The sequence below is a fragment of the Streptomyces sp. NPDC012935 genome, assembly GCF_042900345.1.
GTDB lineage: Bacteria > Actinomycetota > Actinomycetes > Streptomycetales > Streptomycetaceae > Streptomyces.
The window spans coordinates 219,297-240,863 of the sequence record NZ_JBIBBC010000009.1 but is presented as its reverse complement, the minus strand read 5'-3'; the positions used below and the strand labels follow the sequence as shown (position 1 = coordinate 240,863).

The following is a 21,567-nucleotide window of genomic DNA, read 5'->3' as shown; positions in this document are numbered from 1 at the left end:
CGCTCTTTCCCGTCAAGGCAGCGTGCACGCGGCCCGACCTGTGGAAATGCGAGACTGAGCCGTGGATGGCGGGAATCCGACGCCGTTCATGGCGAGGCAGGACCACACGGAGGCGGACGATGGACGAGGCACGGGCGCGAGGCGTATTGGCGGCGACGGGACTGCTGCCCGTCACGGCGCCGGACGCGCGACTGCTCGCCCTCGGCGAGAACGCCGTGTTCGCCGCCGGTGACCTGGTCGTCAAGGTGGGCCGTGACGCCGAACTCCTCGGCCGGGCGCGGCGCGAACTGGATATCGCGGTGTGGCTGGAGGAGGCGGGCGTGCCGGCGGTGCGCGCGGCCGAGCCCAAGCCGCTGCTGGTGGAGGGGCACCCGGTGACCGTGTGGCACCGGCTCCCCGAGCCGGTACGGCCCGCGGAGCCACGGGATTTGGCCGAACTCCTACGGGTCGTGCACGCCCTGCCCACGCCCTCCTTCGACCTGCCGCCCCGTGAGCTGCTCGGTGGCGTGGAGCGGTGGCTGCGGCTGGCGGGCGACGCCGTCGATCCGGCGGACGCGGCGTACCTGCGGGAGCGGCGGGACGGGTTCGCGGCGGCTGCGGCCGGGCTGACGCCCCGTCTGGCCCCCGGGCCGATCCATGGGGACGCACTGCCGCGCAATGTGCATGTGGGCCCGCACGGGCCGGTACTGGTGGACCTGGAGACCTTCTCGGCCGATCTGCGCGAGCACGACCTGGTGGTCATGGCCCTCTCGCGCGATCGGTACGGGTTGCCCGCGGCGGCCTACGACTCCTTTGTCGAGACCTACGGCTGGGACGTGCGGGAGTGGGAGGGCTGCGCGGTCCTGCGCGGAGCCAGGGAGACGGCGAGCTGCGCCTGGGTTTCGCAGCATGCGCCCAGCAATCCGAAGGCGCTGACCGAGTTCGAGCGGCGGGTGGCGTCGTTGCGGGAGGGGGACGAGGCTGTGCGGTGGTATCCGTTCTGACCCCGGAACGCGGCATGTCCGGCCCGTAGGCCTGGCATGCGCACAGGCCTCACTGATCCGGAGCTTCCCTGCTCCGGACCTGGCGCGCAGCATTTCCGAGGCCGGCCAGTACCGTGCGGACCGCCGATCTGGCCGTGCGCTCCGGGCGGTACAGGGCGTCGATGTGACGTCGGGACTGGACGCCGCTGAGGGGCCTGAGGGTGAGTGCGGGGTGGGGGCGTGTCGTCCAGCGTGGCATCAGGGCGATGCCGCCGCCGGCTGCCACCACCTCGGCCGCCACCGTGAACTCGTTGATGCGGTGGGCCAGATGGAGGCGCCGGCCCGCCGACGCGGCGATCGCTTCGATGACCGCCAGTACCGGGAAGCCGTCGTGCACCGTGATCCACGGCTCGTCCGCCACATCGCGCGGTGTGACGCGGCGCTTGGCGGCCAGGGGGTGGTCGGCGGGCATGGCCACGTCCAGCGGCTCGCGCAGCAGCGTCGTCGCGGTCACCGTGTCCGGCCAGGGCGGGGCGTGGTCCAGACGGTGGGCGAGGACGATGTCGTACTCCCGGGTGAGCCGGGGAAAGTCCTCCTGCCGCACGTCCTCGTCAGCGAGCCTCGGCACGGGCTTGCCCGGACCGGCGAGCGCGCTGATCAACAGCGGGAAGAGCGCGGCGCCCGCGCTGTGGAACGCCGCCACCGACACCTCGCCGTCCGGCCGCCCGACGAAGTCGTCGACGGCGCGCCTTGCGCGTGCCAGCGCCGTCTCCACCTCGACGGCCGCGCCCGCCAGGGCCTGCCCGGCATCGGTGAGCACCAGGCGCCGGCCCTGCCGCTCGGTGAGCGGCACCGGGATCGCCCGCTGGAGCAGCCGCAGCTGCTGGGAGATCGCCGACGGTGTCACCAGCAGCGCCTCGGCGACCGCCGTGACGCTGCCCAGTTCGCCGAGCTCCCGGAGGATCCTCAGCTGCCGTTCGTCCATCGCCTCAGTGTAGGACAACTATGTAGAGCAGCTAAATGATCGTTGTAGAAGGTGGTACTGGGCTTCACGGACGTTTCCGTGCACCGTGGGCGGGTGTCCGATGTCCGACGTACCGATGCGGTACTCCTCCTGGTCGCGCTTGTCTGGGGCTCCAGCTACCTCTCCGCCCAGACGGCCACGGCCGCGCTCCCCGTGCTGCTGGTGCTCTTCGCCCGCTACGGCCTGTCCGCCGTCGCCTGTCTCGGCCTGGTCGTGTCCGGGCGGCGCGGCTCGCGCCGATGGACGCGTGCCGAGCTGCGGGCCGGTCTGCCCCTGGGGGTGACGCAGGCCGCGGTCCTGCTGGTGGAGACGTACGGCGTCGCCCACACCAGTGCCGCCAACGCCGGCCTCATCATCAGCCTGACCATCGTCCTCACCCCGCTTCTCGACCGCGGCGGCCGCCACGGCTCACTGCCCGTCTCCTTCTTCGCCGCGACCGCTGTGTGCGTCCTGGCCGTCGGGCTCCTGATGTCCGGCAACGGCTTCCACGCGCCCCGCATCGGCGACCTGCTGATGCTCGGTGCCGCCGTCATCCGGGCCGGGCATGTCGCGCTGGTCGGCCGCTTCACCACCGGGCGCGCGATCCGCCCGCTGCAGCTGACGACGGTGCAGACCCTCGTCGGCACGGCCCTGTTCCTGCCGGCCGCCGCCCTCGACCTGCCGACACTGGTCCACGCCGACCCGGCGACCTGGGCCCAGCTTGTCTATCTCGCCCTGTTCTGCAGTGTGTTCGCCTTTCTGGCGCAGACGTGGGCCGTGCAGCGCACCTCCGCCAGCCGGGCCAGCCTGCTGCTGGGCACCGAGCCGGTCTGGGCGGTCGCTGTGGGCGTGGCCCTCGGCGGCGACCGTTTCACCCCGCTCACCGGCATCGGAGCGGCCCTCATGGTGGCCGGCACCTACTGGGGCCAGGCTGTGGAACGGGCGCACCGCGGCACACCGGACCTCTCGCCCACCTCATCCCACGGCCCCGCCGACACCCTCAGCAAGGACCCCGAATGCCCGAGCACTACGACACTTACGACCACCTGATCTCCCTGCTCGACTCCTCCTCCCTCGGCTACCGCCTCATCGACCACGAACCCGAAGGCGCCACCGAGGCCGTCTGCGCCCTGCGCGGTCACCCGGCCTCCGAGGCCGCGAAGTGCATCGTGCTGCGGGTCAAGGTGGACCGGCGTACGACGCGGCACGTCCTCGCCGTGGTCCCGGGCGATCGGCGGGTGGATTTGGACGCCGTCCGGGCGCTGTTCGCGGCGCGTTACGTGGGCTTCAGTGACGCTCAGACCGCTGAGCGGCTGGCCCGTGCCGTGCCCGGCACCGTCCTGCCGTTCAGCTTCGACCCCGAGCTCGAGCTCGTCGCCGACCCGGACGTCGTGGCCCGGCCGAAGCTGTACTTCAACGCGGCCCGGCTGGACCGCTCGCTCCTCATCTCCGGCGCGGACTACGAGCGGCTGGCCAAGCCGCGTATCGAGCGGATCGCTGCGCCGGCGTCCGCCTCTGAGTGACCGAGGCAGTGGCTGGGGCGCGTCGCGCGATTCCAGCCGTTCCTGTGCCCGCACCGAGCCGCTCTGTGCCGGACGCCGTCGGAAGCCTGGACCGGCCTGCTCCGCCCCGACACCCCCTCGCCCCGCGCCCCTTGGGCCCACGCCCCTCAGACCGTCTCGCCCGCCACCCGCTCCCCCGCCGGCTCCCTCAGCGGCCACGTCCCGTCGACCACGGCGGTCGCGTCGCCCTTGCGGCGCAGGAAGTTCTGGAAGTCGGCCGCCCACTCGGCGTACCACTCGATCTGACGGAGGTGCAGCTCCGCCGGGCCGAGTGACGCGATCTTGGGGTGCCGGACGGCTATCGCGCCGGCCAGGCGTGCCGCGGCGAGTGCGTCGGCGGAGGCGTCGTGTGCGGAGTCGAGTGCGATGCCGTACTCCCGGCAGACCGCTTCGAGGTTGCGCTTGCCGCGGCGGTAGCGGTCGGCCCAGCGGTCGATGGTGTACGGGTCGATGACCGGGGCGGGGGCAAGGCCGCCCAGGCGGTCACTCAGGGACGGCAGGCCGTACCGCCGCAGTTCGGCCGAGAGCAGGCTCAGGTCGAAGGCCGCGTTGTACGCGACGACCGGTACTCCCGTCTTCCAGTACGTCACCAGGACGTCCGCGACGGCGTCCGCCACCTGGTCGGCCGGGCGGCCCTCGGCGGCCGCGCGCTCGTTGCTGATGCCGTGGACAGCGACCGCGTCCGCCGGGATCTCGACGCCCGGATCGGCCAGCCACTCCTTGTGCCCCAAGGGCTGCCCGTCCCTGACCTCGATCACGGCCGCGGTGACGATGCGCGCCTCGCGCGGCTCCGTCCCGGTCGTCTCCAGGTCGAATCCGATCAGCAGCTCACGGTGCCAGCCCATGGGCGGTCCCCCTTCTTGGTGGTGCTTTCCCCCAGTGGTCTCCACCCTCCCATGCGCCACTGACAATCAGGGGACCGCGTTCCGCTTCCGCGGCGGGACGGCCTTCCGTGGCCGGTCAGCACGGGGACAGTTCAGGACACTGGCCGCGAATCCGCCCACATAAGCTCGAACTCCTCGCGATAGGTGGGGAAGAGCCCGCCTTCGTCGATCTCGTCCGACTTGACCACCCTGCTGCCGTTGCGCAGCACCAGGACCGGCGCTTCGAGACCGCGCATCCGCCGCAGATAGGTCTGTACGACCGCGATGCCGTCGGAGCCGTCGCCGTCCACGAGGTAGGCCGTGAAGCGGGGTGTCTCGTCGAATACCTGGATCTCGAAGGCACCCGGGTCGCGCAGCCGGGAGCGCACCCGGCGCATGTGCAGGATGTTCATCTCGACCGCCCGGCTCAGCTCACCGCGCTTGATGCCGAGTTCGCGTTCCCGCCGCTTGACCGCGCTGGAGGCCGGGTTCAGGAACAGCAGCCGCACCCGGCAGCCGGACTCGGCGAGACGCACCAGCCGCCGTCCGGAGAAGTTCTGCACGAGAAGGTTGAGGCCGATGCCGATGGCGTCGAGCCTGCGCGCGCCGCCGAAGATGTCCTCGGCCGGGAACTGGCGCAGCAACCGCACCCGGTCGGAATGGACGGCGACCACGTCGGCGTACCGGTCGCCGACCAGGTCCTCGACCGCGTCGATGGGCAGCCGGCGAGCGGACGGGACGTCACCGCTCGAACCGAGGATCTCCAGCAGCCGCGCGGAGGCCCGTTCGGCCTGGTTGAGGACCGCCTCGGACAGCGCCCGGTTGCGGGAGACGACGTTCCGGGTCACTTCGAGCTCGTCCAGGGCGAGTTCGACGTCCCTGCGGTCGTCGACGTAGGGCTCGAAGCACGGCCAGTGCTGCACCATCAGCTCGCGCAGCTGCGGCAGGGTGAGGAAGCTGAGGACGTTGTCGTCGGCCGGGTCCAGCAAGTAGCCCTTGCGGCGGCTGACTTCGCGTACGGCGACGGCGCGCTGCACCCACTCCTGCCCGGCCGGTCCGGCCGCGGCCACCACCCAGTCGTCCTGACCGTGGACGGGTTCGTAGATGGGACGCAGCACAGCGGCCACGACCGCGCGCAGCCGCTGTTCGACGAGGTTCAGCCAGATGTATGCCCGGCCGGCCCGCTGAGCGCGCGTCCGTACCTCGCGCCAGGCCTCGGTGTCCCAGTCCAGCTCCGGGCCGATGGAGTTGGTCTCCATCGGCCTGGCCAGCGACACCGTGCCGGGCGGGACGTCTGTGGAGTTCCCCTCGTGACCCTCGTCACCAGGGGGCAACTCCAGCCCTCCCGAGCCCACCCGCGCACCGCCTTCCGCTCCCCCGAGCACTCCCCGTCCCAACGATCAAGGAAGGGTACTCCGGGAGCGGTCGGCGGTGCAGCCGGATGGACAGGGTCGTTTCTCAACTACGAGGCTGCCAGTGCCCGTTCTGCCAGGCAAGCTCGCTCGGAGTGAGCGGATTCATAGCCGTCACGTCCCGCGGGACGATGGAGAATCCCTGCCAGTGGACCGGCATGGGCTGCTGGTCCTCGTCACGGGCGATGTGGTGGAAGCCCACATTCATCCAGACGATCGGGTGGGTGAGGTTCTGACCGCTGACCCACTTGTCGACGGACTTGGGGTGGGTGTTGCCACAACCAGGGTTGTTCGTGGCGAACTTCTCGCACTTGTTGTACTCGGTGAAGTACATGTCGTGCTTGGTGAAGCTGCGACCCGGGTACTTGGTGCTGGCGCCGGGGACTATCTCGTACGACCGCGCGTGGCCGTCCTTGTTCTTGCCGGTCGCGCTGACCATGCGCCACCAGCGGTAGTTCTTGGCGTCGCCGGCGAGTTCCTTGGCGACCTTGGTGCGGGTGGTCTTGGTCTTCGGGGCGCGGTCACCGGCGGCGGGCGCGGTCACGGCCGAGTCGTACTGCTCGATCTTGCCCTTGGAGGAGCCGTCCAGGCCGAAGTCGAGCCGCCAGAAGACGTTGTGGCTGTGGCTGGTGGCCTTGGCCCTGTCGCCCTTGCCGATCGGCCAGCCGCGGCCGTCGCCGGCGTCGTAGTCGTCGTACGACAGGCTGCCGGTGGCGCCGACGTTCATGGTGACCGTGCCGTCGTCCTGGAAGCGCCACTCGGTCATGTACTCGTACCAGCCGACCTGGTTGACCGTGTAGACGAGCAGGTCCTTGCTCTGCGCCTGGTAGACCTTGTTGGCGCTGTCACCCTGCATGCGGTAGGCGTGCCCACGCGCGCGGGTCGTCGTGCACAGGCCGTTGACGTTCGGGTGCTCCGGGTCCCAGGCCTCCGGGACCTTCACGGACTTGATGGTGCCGCCCGGACACTCGCTCGGCGCGAGTTTCATCAGGCCCTGGGCGAAGCCGAAGCCCGTCAGGTCGTCGTACTCGACGCTGCCGTCGTCGTACGGGACGTGTATCTGGCCGAGCCTGGCGTCGTTGAGGACCTTGATCGGCTTGGCCTCACCCTTGGGCTGGTAGGAGATGTTCTCCAGGACGAGCCCGGCCTTGCCGTCGTAGCGCCAGCACATCCGCCAGGTGGTGCCGCCGGTGAGCTTCTGCTCGATGCGGTAGGCGGCGCTGCAGTCGGCGGCGGGCGCCGGGGCGTTCTTCGGCTGGGCGGAGGCGGGTCCGGCGCCGGTCGTCGCGCCGGCGGCCAGTGCGGCCACGGACAGGCCCAGGGCCGCACCCTTGCGGGCACGGCTCATTCTGTTCACACGCATGAAGAAATGACTCCCTTACAGGAGGTGCAAGTACGTGAGATGCACGCACACGGCGCGCGAGTCGGAAAACTGAACGGAGGGTGGTTCAGCCGATGTCGAGCTTGGCGACCTTGCGGGCGCTCAGGTCGATCACGAAGGAGCGGGCGTCGATCCAGGGCCCGTTCTTCACCTTCGGGAACAGCCGCACACACCGGTGTTCGCCGCACTGGTCGAGCACGGCGGGCTGGGCACCCGGAACTGCCCGGTACACGGCGCCGTTGAGCAGCAGCTGGTCCGGGGAGCCGAGTTCCTTGCCGGTGGCGTCCTTGTAGTCCGCCTTCATGCCCGCGCCCAGCGGGTCGGCGATCAGGATCCTGGCCGCCTCGGCGTACTCCGCACGGCTCAGCGGCGGCTGGACACCGTGCTCGGTGGAGGTCTGCTCGACCTTCCCGGTGTCGAGGTTGACGGTCTTGGTGACGAGCGCGTCGGCCTTGTAGTCGTAGAACGAGACCTCGGCCCGGCGCGGCGCGTTCGCGTCGTCCAGCTCGTCGGCCTCCGGCTCGGCGAGGTCGACCCCCAGGCGCTGCGGCCCGCGGTCGCCCTCGACGTCCTCACCGGCGCTGCGCAGCTGCGGGTTGACCGCGAGCTTCGCGGCCCGGTCCATCTCGTCGTCGGTCAGCGGGTCGTTGCCCGTGCCCTTGTCACCCTCGCTCGGGGCCCCCTCGACGACGCCCGGCGGCGCCGCGCCGGCGCCCTGGCCCTGCTCCTGGGCCGCCTGCTGGGCGGACTGCCCGCCGTTGCTTCCTCCCGTTTCGTCGGCCCCCGCCGTCCCCGGCAGGGTGATCCCGACCATCACGGCCGTTCCCGCGACCGCGATGGCCGCACCTGCCACCACCTTGCCCAGATGGCGGTGCACTATCTTGCGCACATCTTCCCCCTACTCCCCGTACGTCCCCGGGAGTACGTGTTGGCCCCACTGGTTCGGCATAACGCGTATGCCTGGTCGACCGATAAGAGGGACGTAAGTCATAGGTGGTTCCATCACTTTTGGGGAGACTCGACGTCAAGGCGCCAACGACGGCGTGCCCGAGCTGAAAGAGTCGTGTCCATGCAGGTCTGGCCTGGAGAGGCATATCCACTCGGTGCCACCTACGACGGCGCCGGCACCAACTTCGCGGTCTTCACCGAGGCCGCGGACCGAGTAGAGCTGTGTCTGCTGCACGACGACGGCTCGGAGACGGCGGTGGAACTGCGGGAGAGCGACGCCTTCGTACGGCACGCGTACGTGCCGGGCGTCATGCCGGGGCAGCGGTACGGCTTCCGGGTGCACGGGCCCTACGCGCCCGAGCGCGGTCTGCGCTGCAACTCCGCGAAGCTGCTGCTCGACCCGTATGCCAAGGCGGTCAGCGGCTCGATCAGCTGGGGCGAGGAGGTGTACGGCTACCACTTCGACAAACCCGACAGGCGCAACGACCTGGACTCGGCGCCGCACACGATGTCGTCGGTCGTGGTGAACCCGTACTTCGACTGGGGCGACGACCGGCGGCCGCGCACCGAGTACCACCACACGGTGATCTACGAGGCCCATGTGAAGGGTCTGACCATGCGCCACCCGGGGCTGCCCGAGGAACTGCGCGGCACCTACGCCGCCCTCGCGCACCCGGCGGTCATCGAGCACCTCACCGAGCTGGGCGTGACGGCGCTGGAGCTGATGCCGGTCCACCAGTTCGTGAACGACCACCGACTGGTCGACATGGGCCTGAACAACTACTGGGGCTACAACACGATCGGCTTCTTCGCCCCGCACAACGCGTATGCCTCCTGGGGCGACCGCGGCCAGCAGGTCCTGGAGTTCAAGTCGGCGGTGCGGGCGCTGCACGAGGCCGGCATAGAGGTCATCCTCGACGTGGTCTACAACCACACCGCCGAGGGCAACCACCTGGGCCCCACGCTGTCCTTCCGGGGCCTGGACAATCCGCAGTACTACCGCCTGACGGACGACCCGCGCTACTACATGGACACCACAGGGACCGGGAACTCCCTGCTCATGCGGTCCCCGCACGTCCTGCAGCTGATCATGGACTCGCTGCGGTACTGGGTCACCGAGATGCACGTCGACGGCTTCCGTTTCGACCTCGCGGCCACCCTGGCCCGGCAGTTCCACGAGGTGGACCGGCTGTCCTCGTTCTTCGACCTGGTCCAGCAGGACCCGGTGGTGTCCCAGGTGAAACTGATCGCCGAGCCGTGGGACGTCGGCGAGGGCGGCTACCAGGTGGGCAACTTCCCGCCGCTGTGGACCGAGTGGAACGGCAAGTACCGCGACACCGTACGGGACCTGTGGCGCGGCGAGCCGCGCGCGCTGGCGGAGTTCGCGTCCCGGCTGACCGGCTCGTCCGACCTGTACCAGGACGACGGGCGGCGCCCGCTGGCCTCCATCAACTTCGTCACCTGCCATGACGGGTTCACGCTGCACGACCTCGTCTCGTACAACGACAAGCACAATCACGCCAACGGCGAGGACAACCGGGACGGCGAGAGTCACAACCGGTCCTGGAACTGCGGGGCGGAGGGCGAGACCGACGACCCGGCCGTCCTGGAGCTGCGTGCCCGTCAGATGCGCAACTTCATCGCCACGCTGATGCTGTCCCAGGGCGTGCCGATGATCAGCCACGGCGACGAGTTCGCGCGCACGCAGCGGGGCAACAACAACGCGTACTGCCAGGACAGCGAGCTGGCGTGGGTGGAATGGCCGACGGACGAGGACGCCGGTGAGGCCGGCTCGCAGGGAGCGGGCGGCTCGGACGGGGAAGGCGGGTCTGACGGGGAAGGCGGCTCCGGTGGCGAGGCCCTGGCCGGTCTGCCCCGCGAGTTGCTCGCCTTCACGCGCGCGATGGTGTGGCTGCGGCGGGACCATCCGGTGTTCCGCCGGCGGCGCTTCTTCCACGGGCGGCCCGTGGAGGGTACTCACGACGACCTGTCGGACATCGCCTGGTTCACTCCGCAGGGCAAGGAGATGGCCCAGCGGGACTGGGACCGCGCGCAGGCGTCGGCGCTGACGGTGTTCCTCAACGGCAACGCGATCTCGGAGCCGGGCGCTCGCGGGGAACGCATCGGCGACGACTCGTTCCTGCTGATGTTCAACGCCTCCCCGAAGACCCTCGACTTCGTCGTGCCGGTCAACCACGGCCGCGAGTGGCAGGTGGTCGTCGACACCGCGCGCGCGGACGGGGTGCCGCCGGAGACGGCAGCGAAGGTTCAGGCCGGCGAGCGGTTGACGTTGGTGGACCGCAGCATGACGGTGTTGCAGCGGCCGGTCTAGGGCAACGTGGCGGCGCGTCCGGGGTACGACTCCGGGCGCGCCGTCAGCGCGATGGCGCAGGCGAGTGCGGCGGCGAGGCTCGCGGCCCCGAAGGCCGTCGCGGGGCCGAACGACTCGGCCAGCCGGCCGGTGACGGCGAGGGCGAGGGCCTGCCCGCCGACCAGCGCGCTCGTCGCGAACGCCATCGCCTCGGAGAGCCGCGCCGGGGGCACCACGCGCTCGGTGAGCCCGAACACCGTGATGAGGTGCGGGGCGTAGGCGACGCCGAGGACGGTGACGGTGACGTAGAGGGCGGGGAGGCCCTCCGTCCACAGCAGCGGGAGCGACAGCAGGAACGCTGCCGCGGTGGCCGCCCGCCAGCGCAGGGCGAGTCCGAGGCGGGCGGGCACGGCGGCCATGGAGAGCCCGGCGACAGCGCTCATCACGCCCATGGCGGCATAGACGAGGCCGGCCTGGTCCGGCTGTCCGAGCCGCTCGGTGAGGGCGGTGATGCCGGCTTGGCAGGCGCCGAACATGGCGCCCTGGAGGGCGAGGGCGGCTCGCAGGGCGTGGATGGACCGGGGGACGGGCACCGTCGGCACGGGACCGCCTCGCCCTGTCGACTCCGCCGGGACGGGGTCGTCTCGCCCTGTCGACTCCGCCGGGACGGGGTCGTCTCGCCCTGTGGGCACCGTGGGCACGGGACCGCCTCGCCCTGTCGGCTCCGCCGGGACGGCACCGTTCCGTCGCCCCGCGCGCGTCCGGGCGGAACCCGACGGTCGTTCCGCCGACGCAGCGACGGGCCCGGGCCGTGTCGCCACCGCCGTCCGATGCCAGGCGAAGCCGCTGCCGCACGACGCCACCAACACGGCGGCACCACCCAGCGCGTAGCCCGGATGCGCGGTCACGGCCGCCAGGCCGACCAGAGCAGGTCCCAGCACGAAGGAGACCTCGTCCAGGGTGCTCTCGAAGGACAGCGCGGCACCCACCGTCGAATCGCGCGCCCCCGCACGGCGGGCGAGAGCGACGAGACGGGCGCGGGCCATCGGCCCGATCTGCGGCACCGTCGCTCCGGCCGCTGCCCCCACCACAGCCAGCGCCGCCGTCGGCAGCCCCGCGAGCGCACCGGCGACCAGCCCGGCGATCGCGACGGCGTTGGCAAGCGAGAAGACCAGCACGACCGTCCGCTGACCGTGCCGGTCGGCAAGTCGGCCGACCAGCGGACCGCAGGCCACCTGCCCGACGGCGAGCGCACCGCCGGTCAGGCCGGCGGCGGCCAGGGAGCCGCTCGTGCGCGCGACCAGCAGCACGCTGCCGAACTGGATCGTGGCGGTCGGCAGCCGGGCCAGGAAGGACATGACCGGCAGCAGCGGCCCGGTCAGGCCGATCACCTCGCGGTAGGCCGCGCAGGTGCCGCGGCGTCCTGTCGTCCCTGTCTGTCCCATCACTCGAAGCTAGGCACGCGCGTGGGCCCACGTGGAGGGGACGATGACACGAAGGGCGGCAGGGCGGGTACGTAGCTTTCCATGACACCTGAGCGACTTGAACCGACGGTGCCGACCTTGCCGACCGCCACGTACCGGCTGCAGCTGCAGTCCTCGTTCCCGTTCGAGGCCGCGGCGGCGGCCGTGCCGTACCTGGCCTCGCTCGGCGTCTCGCATCTGCACCTGTCCCCCGTACTGGAGGCGGTCCCGGGGTCGGGGCACGGCTACGACGTCGTGGACCACGCGCGCGTGCGCGAGGAACTGGGCGGCGAGGAGGGACTGCGCGCGCTGGCGCGCACCGCGCGCGAACACGGTCTGGGCCTGGTCGTGGACATCGTGCCGAACCACATGGCGATGGCCCCGCGCCACAACCGCGCCCTGTGGGAGGTGCTGCGCGAGGGCCCCAAGTCGCCGTACGCGCGATGGTTCGACATCGACTGGGAGGCCCAGGACGGCCAGGTGCTGCTGCCGGTGCTCGGAGGGCCGCTGGGCGAGGAGCTCGGCCGTCTGGAGGTGGACGGCGAAGTCCTGCGCTACTACGACCACGTGTTCCCGCTGCGTGAGGGCACCGAGCAACTGCCGCTGCCGGAGCTCCTGGACGCGCAGTGGTACCGGCCGGCGTGGTGGCGGCTGGCCCGTACGGAGCTCAACTACCGTCGGTTCTTCAGCATCTCGGAGCTGATCGGGGTGAGGGTCGAGGACCCGGAGGTGTTCGAGGCCACGCACGCCAAGATCCTCCAGCTCCTACGCGAAGGCGTGATCGACGGGCTGCGCATCGACCACCCCGACGGCCTCGCCGACCCCGACGCCTATCTCCGGCGCCTCCACGCGGCGACCGGCGGGCGCTGGACGGTCGTGGAGAAGATCCTGTCGGACGGCGAGCACCTGCCTGCCTCCTGGCCCGTGGCCGGGACCACCGGCTACGACGCCCTGCGGCACATCGACGGCCTCTTCACCGATCCGGCGGGGTTCGGGGAACTCCTCGGCCAGTACCGGCGGTTCGCGGCCCCGCAGACGGACCGGGGCGGCGACTGGGAGGCGACGGTGCGGCGGGCCGCGTACAAGGTGCTCACACACGAGCTGGCCACGGAGATCGACCGGCTGACGCGGGTGGCGAGCCGCGTATGCGCCAGGTCGGCGCAGCCGGCGCTGCGCGACCGGGCCCCCTGGGCGCTGCGCACCGCGCTGCAGGAGCTCCTCGTCCGGCTGGACGTCTACCGGCCGTACGCCTGCGGTGACGCGGCCCGTGTGGTCACCGAGGAGGCCGCGGCCGAGGCCCGGCTCGCCTTCGCCGTGCCCGAGGAGGCGGGCGCGGTCGACGTCGTGCGCGAGCTGGTGCTCGGGCGGGCCGGTGATGGGCCGGACCATGTGGAGTTCCGGACGCGGTTCGCTCAGACGGCGTCGGCGCTGCGGGCCAAGTCCGTGGAGGACACGGCGTTCTACCGCTATGTGCCGCTGCTGTCGGCGACCGAGGTGGGCGGGAACCCGGGGAGCCCCGCCGTGTCGGCCGACGAGTTCCACGCCTACTGCGCGCGCGTGCAGCGCGACTGGCCCGTGACGGGGACGGTCACGTCGACGCACGACACCAAGCGCAGTGCCGACGTACGGGCCGCGCTGGCCGTGCTCACCGAGTGCCCGGAGCCCTGGGCGGACATCCTGACCGAGGTGACCCGAGACGGCGAAGGCGTACCGGACGCCCAGCTGGCGTGGGCCGCCTGGCAGACGGTGTTCGGGCTGGGCGAGGCGGACCTGGACCGGGTTCAGGGGGCGCTGCTCAAGCACGTGCGCGAGGCCGGGCTGTTCACCAGCTGGACGGAGCAGGAACCGCCGTACGAGGAGGCGGTGGCATCGTTCGTGGCCGCAGGACCCTGCGGGGCGCCCGGCGAGCGTGTGGCCGCGTTCCGGAGCCGTCTGGAGCCGCACATCCGGGCGAACGTGCTGGGCATGGCCCTGGCCCAGTTGACGATGCCGGGCGTGCCGGACGTCTATCAGGGCACGGAGGGCGAGTACCGGGCGCTGGTGGACCCGGACAACCGCCGGGGCGTGCGGTTCCCGCACCAGGACCCCGGTGAGAAGGGCGCGCTGACGGTCGCCGCGCTACGGCTGCGCAGGCGGCGTCCCGAGGTGTTCGGTGACTCGGCGTCGTACGTGCCCCTGACCGCTGAGGGCCCGGCCGCCGCCCACTGTGTGGCCTTCGGGCGCTCCGGAGAGGTGGTCACCGCCGTGACGCGGCTGTCACTGCGGCTGGCGCAGTCGGGTGGCTGGCGCGACACGGTGCTGGCGCTGCCGCCGGGGCGGTGGGCCGATGTGCTGGCTCCGGAGCGGGAGTTCACGGGCCACACGCGCGTGGCGGAGCTCTTCGAGCGCGTCCCGGTCGCGTTGCTGGAGCGGGTCGGCAAGGAGGCGGTCCAGCGGTAGGGACGACCCTGGAGCGGCCGTAGAGGCCTGGTGAAGGGCTCCGGTGAGAGCACGACCGTCGAGCGCATACGAGGGCGCCCTGCGCCCTGCCATCGCGCCGGCGACCCGGCTCGGGCCCGCGCGCACTCCCCGGGCTCGTGCACACGGGCGGCGCGTGGTGACGAAGGCCGGCGCCCTCTGCGAGCCGGCGCTCCCGGCGTCCGTTCATGCCGGTCGGCGGCGGGCGACCGGTGCGGAGGACCCCCGGCCGGACCGACCCCGCACCTCCCCCGGCTCCCGCTGCCCCACCTGCCGGAGGTGAATGCACCTGGGCGCCCCCGGGAGCCTCCCCCGTGAAGTCCTTGACACGTAAACGAGACCGTGGGGTACTGCGGATTGCGAAGGCTGGGCGGACATGACGGGGGTGAGTCTCCTGCCGGAGCTGCGCTACCCCACGCTGACCGAGCTGGTCCTGTCCGCCCGCGCACTGGCCGCTCACCGACCGGGCCTGTGCACCCTGAGACAGGTGGGGTCCTCCCGAGCGGGCAGACCTCTGCACCTGCTGTCCATCGGTCACGCCCGGCCCGCCGTCCTGGTGGTCGCGGGAGCGCACTCCAACGAACCGACCGGCGGGCCCACGCTCCTCGCGGTCGCCGAACGCGTCCTGCTCGAGCGGGAGTTGCGCAGCGACATCTCGTGGCACTTCCTGCTGTGCGCGGATCCCGACGGGGCGAGCCTGCACGTCACCCCGGCACCCCGCAGTCTGCTCGACTACCACCGCGGCTTCTTCCGGCCGGCGGCCTCGGAACAGCCCGAGTGGGCACCGGCCACGCTGCCCGCCGACCGGCTGCCGCCCGAGACGCGCGCGCTGATCCGCGTCATCGACGAACTGCGGCCCTACCTCCAGGTGACCCTGCACGGCACCGATCTGGGCGGCAGCTGGGTGCAGTTGACGAAGGACGTACCCGGCCTCGCCGAGCCTTTCGCGAAGTCCGCGGCCCAGCTGCACATCCCGGTGGAGACGGGAGCCTCGGACGCGGCGGGCTGGCCCGCCTCCGGACCCGGGGTGCATGTGATGCCGTCGCCGGGCGCGGGCGCGGCCTATCCGAGCATGCCGGACGACGCGCGCAGCAGCACCTGGTACCACGTACACCGCTACGGCGGCCTGACCGCGGTCGTCGAGGTGCCGATGTGGGCGAGCGACCTGGTGGACGACCCGGCGCCGCATCCGGACCCGGCCGGGGCGATGCGGCGGCTGGCGGGCCGGCTGCTGCGGGACGGGCTGGAGGTGGAGCGGGTGCTCGCCGAGGCGCTCCCCCGCCTTGACGGCGCCGACGGGCCTCTGCTGCGGGCCTCGAAGTGGGCGCTGGAGCTGGTGCCGGGGCTGGCCGCCGACTGGATGCGCACGCCGCCCGCCGACGACACCATGGCGTACGTCGGGAGCGTGGACGCCTTCGGTCGCCGGCTGCCGCTGCGGGCGGCGGCCATGCTGCTGCGCGTCCTGAGGGAGGCCGACGACCGCGGGGCACAGCGTCTCGAACACCTGGTGGCGACCTGGAGCGACGCCTTCGCCGAGCGCTTCCGCGCCCGCTGGGTGCCCCTGGAGCACCAGGTCGAGCACCAGTCCCGCACGGTCGTCGCGGCAGCGCTCTACGCGCGCGACCGGCCGGCATGAACCGTGCCGACATGAACCGTGCCGACGTGAGCAGCGCCGACGTGTGCGGTACGGCCGATGCGGCACGGCGTCAGGCGTCCAGCGCGAACACGGCTCCCGTCCGAGCGCCCATCGCACACCCGTTGGCGAACGTCTCCCGGTACTCGACCGGTCGTCCCTGCCACTCCCCGCGCGCGTGGACGGTCACCGGGGCGTAGATCATCGGGCAGAAGGAGTCCGCCGTGCGGAGCCGGCTGATGTCGCCGCCCACCTTCTCGAGCTCCGCGCAGGCCTCCGCCGCCTTCCCGTGGCCCTGGGGCGGGTCGCACAGCAGCAGCGTGCCGCGCGGGTCGCCGTGGCGGGCGTCGCCCCGGGTGACCGTCAGGAAGAGCCAGTTCTCCGAGTCCGACTCCTGGGCCGCCGCCTGCGCCGGGGTCGCGCCGAGGAGGAGCATGGCGGCCGCCGCCAGCAGGCCGCCCCGTACCGCTTTCGCCGTGATTGATTGCGTCATTCCCGATGCATCGGCACGGCGGCCCCGGCATTCCACCCCGACTCACCCGAACGGGAGCACATGGGCGCGTACCGTCCGGCGAGTTCGAACGCGGCGAGCACCACCCGTGCCTGGTACTCCACCTGGCGCGCGACCGGTATCCAGCGGGCCCCGCAGCCGTCGCGGTAGTCGTCGCACCACTCGTCGAGGAGCCGGTCCAGCTCCGGCAGCACCCCGGCCGGATCGCGCCCGGCGCCCGTCACCAGCTGGTGCAGCAGCCCGGCAGTGCGCAGGGCGAGGCGCCGCCCGGCGATGCGCAGGGCGGCCAGATGGGCGGTGCTGAGCGGGGGAAGCGGATGTACGCCGACCGGGTCCCGCACGTCGGGGTCCCAAGTGTTCGCGAGCCCTGGACAGACCAGTAAATAGTCGTCGACCGGGGCGAGCAGCCGAGCCGGCTCCGGTCCGGCGGGCAGGTGGGGCCGCAGGCGTTCCAGGAGCCGCTGCAGGAGGAGGGTGTCGTGACGGAGGGTGTGGCTCACCCTGCGCAGGACCGTTTCCTCATCGGCGGGCGGAGCACCGTCCTGCACGGCGGCCACACCCCACATGGGGGCCTCGACGACCGCTGTGACGGTGCCGTGCCGGTATGGATGGAACCACGTCGACTCCACGGCCGCCTCGGTGATGGCTGCGGCCAGGTCGCCCCGGCGGGGCCTGGGAATCCGGTAGACGGCGGGGCCCAGTTCCGGCCAGTACAGGGTGTCGTAGGGGCCGAGCTCGCGCGGGATGCCGAGGCGGGCGGCCGTGTGCGCGATGCGCTGGGCGAGACCGGGCAGGTCGTGGGTCAGCTCGACGAAGCCGCCGCCGACGTCGACGCCGTGCAGCGAGCACTGCAGGAAGGGCCGCAGTTCGTCCTGGAGTTCGAGCAGGGCGCGGGTCTCGGGCAGCGTGACGGCGTCCGCGCCGTCCGGCAGCCATTCGGGCTGTTCCAGGAAGCCGGGCCGGAAGAAGTGCCGGAAGTAGTCGGCGAGGGCGTACGGGCCGTGCAGCCAGCCCTCGTTGCGACGCAGGCCGTCGGGGTCGAGGCAGAGCAGGAGGTTCCAGGTGGCGTCGGCGCCCTCGTGCAGACGGGGGTCGGCGAGCACCCGTTCGGCCAGCCGCAGGACGGTGGCGCCACCCACCGGTTCGTTGGCGTGCGGGCCGGCCACCACAAGGGCCTGGCGGCTGCCGTGGCCGACGGACAGCAGCCACAGGGGCGTGCCCGCGCGGGACGTGCCGACACGGCGCAGGCGTGCGTCACGGGGACGGCGGGCGACGAGCGCGGCCGCCCGGGCACTCAGCTCGTCGACGGTCGGGTAGCGGAGGAGTGGCGGCAGGGCACACCTCCACAATGCGGTGCCGTCGATTCACCTGGTGTGCATGGTGTACGCACAGTCAGTCACGACTTGGCCAGGACGTCAACACCACCGAGGGCACAGGGACTTGAGTCAACGTTTCAAGCAAGGGGAGTCCCCGGGCCGCTGGTCGGCTCAGTTCGCGGCGAGCCGGAACGACATCCGGCCGAAGCCGACCTGGTCGCCCTCGCGGACCACGACGGCACCGATGACGCGCCGGCCGTTGACCGTGGTGCCGTTGGTGGAGCCGAGGTCACGCAGGACCCACAGGCCGGCCTGGTGGCTCAGTTCGGCGTGCACCCGGGACACCGTCTCGTGGGTCAGCCGCAGCCCGTTGGCGGGGTCGCGGCCTATGCGCAGCGGATGGCCGGCCCCGGGGTGGGGCAGCAGCAGCTTGGGCAGCCGCTCGGCCTGCCATGCCCTGCGCAGCCGTACGGTGAAGCCGGAGACCGCCTCGACGGTGCCGAACACCAGGCGGGACAGACGGCTCTCGGAGGGCAGGTCGGCGGTGAGCGCGGCGAGCTCGTCCGCGCGGCGGGCGGAGAGTGCGAGTTCCATCCGGCGCACGAACGTGTCGTGCGACAGCCGTCCCATGGCGACGCCGTCACGCAGCACCTTCAGCGCCTTGTCGCGCTCCACGTCGGAGAGCCGCGCGGGGTACGTGTTGAACTCGAAAGACGACGTCACGCTGCTGATTGTCGGTCAGTGGACCCCCGGTGTCCAGAAAACGGGGAAACGGCCATCACACGCGCGTGATCGCCGAGACAGGTCACGACACCCACCGCAAAAGGGAAGATTCAAAAGCGGATTGATCTCGTTTGAAGCACCATGGACGGGCTACATCACGGTGAGCAGACGAAGGGGAACCGTCCGTGCAGTTCGAGGTGTGGGCACCGCAGGCCGGCCGTGTGACGCTCCATTGCGAGGACGCCACGCGCGCGTTGGAGCGCGATCCGGAACGAGCGGGATGGTGGTGGGCGGAAGCTCAGGCACAGGACGGGACGCGGTACGGCTTCGCGCTGGACGACGGACCGGTGCTGCCCGATCCGCGTTCGCGCCGGCAGCCGGACGGCCCGGACGGGCTCAGTGCGGTCGTCGACCACGGCCGCTACGAATGGCGTACCGAGTGGGCCGGACGGCCACTGCCCGGTGCGGTGCTGTACGAGCTGCATGTGGGCACGTACACGCGTGAGGGCACGCTGGACGCGGCCGCCGAGCGGCTCGGGCACCTCGTCGAACTGGGCATCACACACGTCGAGTTGATGCCGCTGTGCCCCTTCCCTGGGCGGCACGGCTGGGGCTACGAGGGCGTCTCGCTGTGGGCCGTGCACGAGCCGTACGGCGGCCCCGAGGCGCTGAAACGCTTCGTCGACCGGGCCCATGAACTGGGTCTGGGCGTGGTCCTCGACGTGGTGCACAACCACTTCGGCCCGTCCGGGAACTATCTGCCCGTCTTCGGCCCCTACCTCACGGACACGCATCAGACGCCGTGGGGCTCCGCGGTCAACCTGGACGCCCCCGGCTCTGACGAGGTGCGCACGTTTCTCGTGGAGAGCTCACTGGCCTGGCTGCGGGACTACCGGATCGACGGGCTGCGCCTGGACGCGGTGCACGCGCTGGTCGACACACGCGCGTGCCACTTCCTGGAGGAGCTGTCCACGGCCGTCGACGCCCTCTGCGCCGATCTGGGCCGGCCGCTCTGCCTGATCGCGGAGACGGACCTGAACGACCCTCGGCTCATCACCGCGCGCGAGGAGGGCGGCCTCGGTCTGCACGCCCAGTGGAACGACGACTTCCACCACACCCTGCACACCGCGCTGACCGGCGAGTCCCAGGGCTACTACGCCGACTTCGCGCGCGCTCCCATGGCGGGCCTCGCGAAGAGCCTGACCGGCGGCTACTTCCACGACGGCACGTACTCGAGCTTCCGGGGCCGCCGTCACGGGCGCCCCCTGGACCGCACCCGCGTGGGGGCGCACCGGCTCCTCGGCTACAGCCAGACCCACGACCAGGTCGGCAACCGGGCCCAGGGCGACCGGCTCGCGGCTGTCCTCTCCCCCGGGCTGCTGGCCTGCGCGGCCACGCTGACGCTGACGGCGCCGTTCACGCCGATGCTGTTCATGGGCGAGGAGTGGGCCGCGGGCACACCCTGGCAGTTCTTCACCGACCACACCGATCCGGAGCTCGCCGAAGCCGTACGGCGCGGCAGGCGGCGGGAGTTCGCGGCGCACGGGTGGGCCGAGGAGGATGTGCCCGACCCGCAGGACCCGGCGACCCGGGACCGCTCCTGCCTCGACTGGTCCGAACTCGACAGCGAGCCTCACGCGCGCGTGCTGGCCTGGTACCGGCGCCTGATCGCCCTGCGCCATGAGCAGCCCGACCTCACCGATCCCGACCTCGCCGACACCAAGGTGGCCTACGACGAGCAGGGGCGCTGGCTCGCCTTCCGGCGCGGGGACGTACGCGTGGCCGTCAACTTCGCCAAGGAACCGGCGGCGATCCCGCTGGGGCCCCGGCGGGCGGCCGTACTGGCGGCGTGGGAGCCGGTGGAGGCGCCGGGCGCGGACGGGGTGCTGCACGTGCCCGGGGAGTCGGGTGTGGTGCTGTTGCAGGGGTGAGCGGGGCACGGCGGTGCCCGGTGGGCGTGCGAGAGGGCGCGTGCGCCGGCGCGCCTGCCCCGGTGACCGGCCCGCGCATGCGTCCGCGGGCCGCCCCTACAACTCCTCGTCGCCGTCGTCCTCCCTGAGCTCCGTCACCCGCTCCAGCAGGATCGGCTCCCACGCGTGCTTGAGCTGCGCTCTGAGCATCGGCGGCGGTGACTCTCCCCTGCCGTCGAGGCGGTCCGCGAGGCGCACGACCGCGTCACAGCGGGCGAGCCAGAGGCCGCGCAGGCAGGGGCGGGCGCCGTACCCGGCGAGGGTGGCGGCGCGGACGGCGGCCGGGGAGCCGACGGCGAGGGCGAGGCCGGCGATGTCCTCGGCGGGGTCGCCGAGGACGGTGTCGGCCCAGCCGAGGACGCCACGCACGCGGCCGTCCGCGCTGACGACGAGGTGGTCGGCGGTGAGGGCGTGGTGGACGAGGACGGCCGTCGCGGACTGGGCGGCGAGTTGTCCGGCGGCCTGCTGGGTGAGCTGGCGCACCCGGGCGGCGTCGAACTCGTCGGCGGCGTCGAGGCGCGCCGCGGCATGTTCGGCGGCCCGGCGCAGGGCCTCCAGGGAGCGCGGTGCGGCGCGCGGCACACCGAGCGTCTCGGCCTGCCGCACCGGCACCTCGCGCAGCCCCGTGAGCAGCCCGGCCAGGTCCGCCTCGCCGATTGCGGACACGTCGTGCTGCCCGCCCGCCCCGCCGGGCACCTTGGTGTCCAGCGTGCAGCTCAGTCCGGGCGCCCACTCGCCGTACGCGACGCTCGTCGGCACCGTGACGGGTACGTGCGGACGCACGAGATCGCGCAGGCGCAGTTCGCGGCGCTGGCGGGCGGCGGCCTCACGGTCGGGGGCCAGGCGCAGCACATGGCGGGTGCCGACCCACCAGGTGGCGGGCTCGGCGCCCGCGGCGGCAGGGCGGACCTCGGGTCCGGCCGAGTCGTCCGCGCCGTCCTTGAGCAGGGAACGGAGCAGTCGGCGGACGGTGTCCGCGGTGGGTGTCGGTGCCTGGGTCATGGTCGCGCCGTCGTCGCTCGGGGGTCTACGGGGGCCGGGCTCCTTGCTCC

17 protein-coding genes are annotated in these 21,567 nt (G+C 72.2%); 7 read left to right on the top strand and 10 right to left on the bottom strand.

Annotation, left to right across the window (positions count from 1 at the left end; genetic code table 11):
- The first annotated feature begins 119 nt into the window (after positions 1–119).
- Entirely contained in the window at positions 120–983 is an 864-nt protein-coding gene (locus ACFY5C_RS23240) for a phosphotransferase enzyme family protein (protein ID WP_389447045.1), read from the top strand.
- Between the two features lie 49 nt (positions 984–1,032).
- Here ACFY5C_RS23240 and ACFY5C_RS23235 read toward each other — a convergent pair whose 3' ends face one another.
- Positions 1,033–1,947, bottom strand: coding sequence for a LysR family transcriptional regulator (locus tag ACFY5C_RS23235; RefSeq protein ID WP_389447043.1), 915 nt, complete (start codon positions 1,945–1,947; stop codon positions 1,033–1,035).
- Positions 1,948–2,040: 93 nt separating this feature from the next.
- On the opposite strand from ACFY5C_RS23235, the gene ACFY5C_RS23230 reads away from it, so the two are divergent.
- Positions 2,041–3,015 (top strand): DMT family transporter, encoded by a 975-nt coding sequence (locus ACFY5C_RS23230; protein WP_389447041.1) that lies wholly within the window; start codon positions 2,041–2,043, stop codon positions 3,013–3,015.
- On the top strand, positions 2,982–3,488 hold the full coding sequence (locus ACFY5C_RS23225; RefSeq protein ID WP_389447039.1) for a YbaK/EbsC family protein: 507 nt from the start codon (positions 2,982–2,984) through the stop codon (positions 3,486–3,488). The genes ACFY5C_RS23230 and ACFY5C_RS23225 overlap by 34 nt, the downstream gene beginning before the upstream one ends.
- Positions 3,489–3,634: 146 nt before the next feature.
- Here the strand turns inward: ACFY5C_RS23225 and ACFY5C_RS23220 are convergent, their stop codons facing one another.
- The 4 genes from ACFY5C_RS23220 to ACFY5C_RS23205 all read right to left on the bottom strand — a co-directional run bounded on the left by ACFY5C_RS23220 (position 3,635) and on the right by ACFY5C_RS23205 (position 8,072).
- Positions 3,635–4,372 (bottom strand): 3'-5' exonuclease, encoded by a 738-nt coding sequence (locus tag ACFY5C_RS23220; protein WP_389447037.1) that lies wholly within the window; start codon positions 4,370–4,372, stop codon positions 3,635–3,637.
- A gap of 131 nt (positions 4,373–4,503) precedes the next feature.
- On the bottom strand, positions 4,504–5,745 hold the full coding sequence (locus ACFY5C_RS23215) for an SAV2148 family HEPN domain-containing protein (RefSeq protein ID WP_389447214.1): 1,242 nt from the start codon (positions 5,743–5,745) through the stop codon (positions 4,504–4,506).
- Positions 5,746–5,848: 103 nt separating this feature from the next.
- Positions 5,849–7,165: a copper amine oxidase gene (locus tag ACFY5C_RS23210; RefSeq protein ID WP_389447035.1), complete on the bottom strand. Its 1,317-nt coding sequence runs from the start codon at positions 7,163–7,165 to the stop codon at positions 5,849–5,851.
- An 85-nt stretch (positions 7,166–7,250) separates the two neighbouring features.
- Positions 7,251–8,072, bottom strand: coding sequence for a Tat pathway signal sequence domain protein (locus tag ACFY5C_RS23205; RefSeq protein ID WP_389447033.1), 822 nt, complete (start codon positions 8,070–8,072; stop codon positions 7,251–7,253).
- A 180-nt stretch (positions 8,073–8,252) separates the two neighbouring features.
- On the opposite strand from ACFY5C_RS23205, the gene glgX reads away from it, so the two are divergent.
- A complete protein-coding gene (gene glgX / locus ACFY5C_RS23200) occupies positions 8,253–10,463 on the top strand; it encodes a glycogen debranching protein GlgX (RefSeq protein WP_389447031.1) in 2,211 nt (736 codons plus the stop codon).
- Here the strand turns inward: glgX and ACFY5C_RS23195 are convergent.
- The gene (locus ACFY5C_RS23195; protein WP_389447029.1) at positions 10,460–11,887 is read right to left on the bottom strand and encodes an MFS transporter; all 1,428 of its coding nucleotides are present in this window, start codon (positions 11,885–11,887) and stop codon (positions 10,460–10,462) included. The genes glgX and ACFY5C_RS23195 overlap by 4 nt on opposite strands.
- Positions 11,888–11,968: 81 nt before the next feature.
- Between ACFY5C_RS23195 and treY the strand changes: the two genes are divergently transcribed.
- Positions 11,969–14,344: a malto-oligosyltrehalose synthase gene (gene treY / locus ACFY5C_RS23190; RefSeq protein WP_389447028.1), complete on the top strand. Its 2,376-nt coding sequence runs from the start codon at positions 11,969–11,971 to the stop codon at positions 14,342–14,344.
- A gap of 403 nt (positions 14,345–14,747) precedes the next feature.
- Positions 14,748–15,998 (top strand): M14 family zinc carboxypeptidase, encoded by a 1,251-nt coding sequence (locus ACFY5C_RS23185; protein WP_389447212.1) that lies wholly within the window; start codon positions 14,748–14,750, stop codon positions 15,996–15,998.
- A 70-nt stretch (positions 15,999–16,068) separates the two neighbouring features.
- On the opposite strand, the gene ACFY5C_RS23180 is transcribed toward ACFY5C_RS23185, so the two are convergent.
- The 3 genes from ACFY5C_RS23180 to ACFY5C_RS23170 form a co-directional block, all read right to left on the bottom strand.
- Positions 16,069–16,488, bottom strand: a complete 420-nt coding sequence (locus ACFY5C_RS23180) for an SSI family serine proteinase inhibitor (protein WP_389447026.1) — start codon at positions 16,486–16,488, stop codon at positions 16,069–16,071.
- Entirely contained in the window at positions 16,485–17,855 is a 1,371-nt protein-coding gene (locus tag ACFY5C_RS23175) for a M14 family zinc carboxypeptidase (RefSeq protein ID WP_389447024.1), read from the bottom strand. The genes ACFY5C_RS23180 and ACFY5C_RS23175 overlap by 4 nt, the downstream gene beginning before the upstream one ends.
- Before the next feature lie 138 nt (positions 17,856–17,993).
- Positions 17,994–18,545: a DUF1707 and FHA domain-containing protein gene (locus ACFY5C_RS23170; protein WP_328878459.1), complete on the bottom strand. Its 552-nt coding sequence runs from the start codon at positions 18,543–18,545 to the stop codon at positions 17,994–17,996.
- A gap of 185 nt (positions 18,546–18,730) precedes the next feature.
- Between ACFY5C_RS23170 and treZ the strand changes: the two genes are divergently transcribed.
- On the top strand, positions 18,731–20,476 hold the full coding sequence (gene treZ, locus ACFY5C_RS23165; protein ID WP_389447022.1) for a malto-oligosyltrehalose trehalohydrolase: 1,746 nt from the start codon (positions 18,731–18,733) through the stop codon (positions 20,474–20,476).
- Between the two features lie 96 nt (positions 20,477–20,572).
- Here the strand turns inward: treZ and ACFY5C_RS23160 are convergent, their stop codons facing one another.
- Positions 20,573–21,517, bottom strand: a complete 945-nt coding sequence (locus ACFY5C_RS23160; protein WP_389447020.1) for an aminoglycoside phosphotransferase family protein — start codon at positions 21,515–21,517, stop codon at positions 20,573–20,575.
- Between the last annotated feature and the right edge of the window lie 50 nt (positions 21,518–21,567).

What these genes read in the sequence shown, in the direction of transcription:
- ACFY5C_RS23240 (WP_389447045.1), top strand. Translation starts at nt 120, where the DNA reads ATGGACGAGGCACGGGCGCGAGGCGTATTGGCGGCGACGGGACTGCTG.
- ACFY5C_RS23210 (WP_389447035.1), bottom strand. Translation starts at nt 7,165, where the DNA reads ATGCGTGTGAACAGAATGAGCCGTGCCCGCAAGGGTGCGGCCCTGGGC.
- ACFY5C_RS23195 (WP_389447029.1), bottom strand. Translation starts at nt 11,887, where the DNA reads ATGGGACAGACAGGGACGACAGGACGCCGCGGCACCTGCGCGGCCTAC.
- ACFY5C_RS23160 (WP_389447020.1), bottom strand. Translation starts at nt 21,517, where the DNA reads ATGACCCAGGCACCGACACCCACCGCGGACACCGTCCGCCGACTGCTC.
- ACFY5C_RS23180 (WP_389447026.1), bottom strand. Translation starts at nt 16,488, where the DNA reads ATGACGCAATCAATCACGGCGAAAGCGGTACGGGGCGGCCTGCTGGCG.
- treY (WP_389447028.1), top strand. Translation starts at nt 11,969, where the DNA reads ATGACACCTGAGCGACTTGAACCGACGGTGCCGACCTTGCCGACCGCC.
- glgX (WP_389447031.1), top strand. Translation starts at nt 8,253, where the DNA reads ATGCAGGTCTGGCCTGGAGAGGCATATCCACTCGGTGCCACCTACGAC.
- ACFY5C_RS23235 (WP_389447043.1), bottom strand. Translation starts at nt 1,947, where the DNA reads ATGGACGAACGGCAGCTGAGGATCCTCCGGGAGCTCGGCGAACTGGGC.
- ACFY5C_RS23225 (WP_389447039.1), top strand. Translation starts at nt 2,982, where the DNA reads ATGCCCGAGCACTACGACACTTACGACCACCTGATCTCCCTGCTCGAC.
- ACFY5C_RS23220 (WP_389447037.1), bottom strand. Translation starts at nt 4,372, where the DNA reads ATGGGCTGGCACCGTGAGCTGCTGATCGGATTCGACCTGGAGACGACC.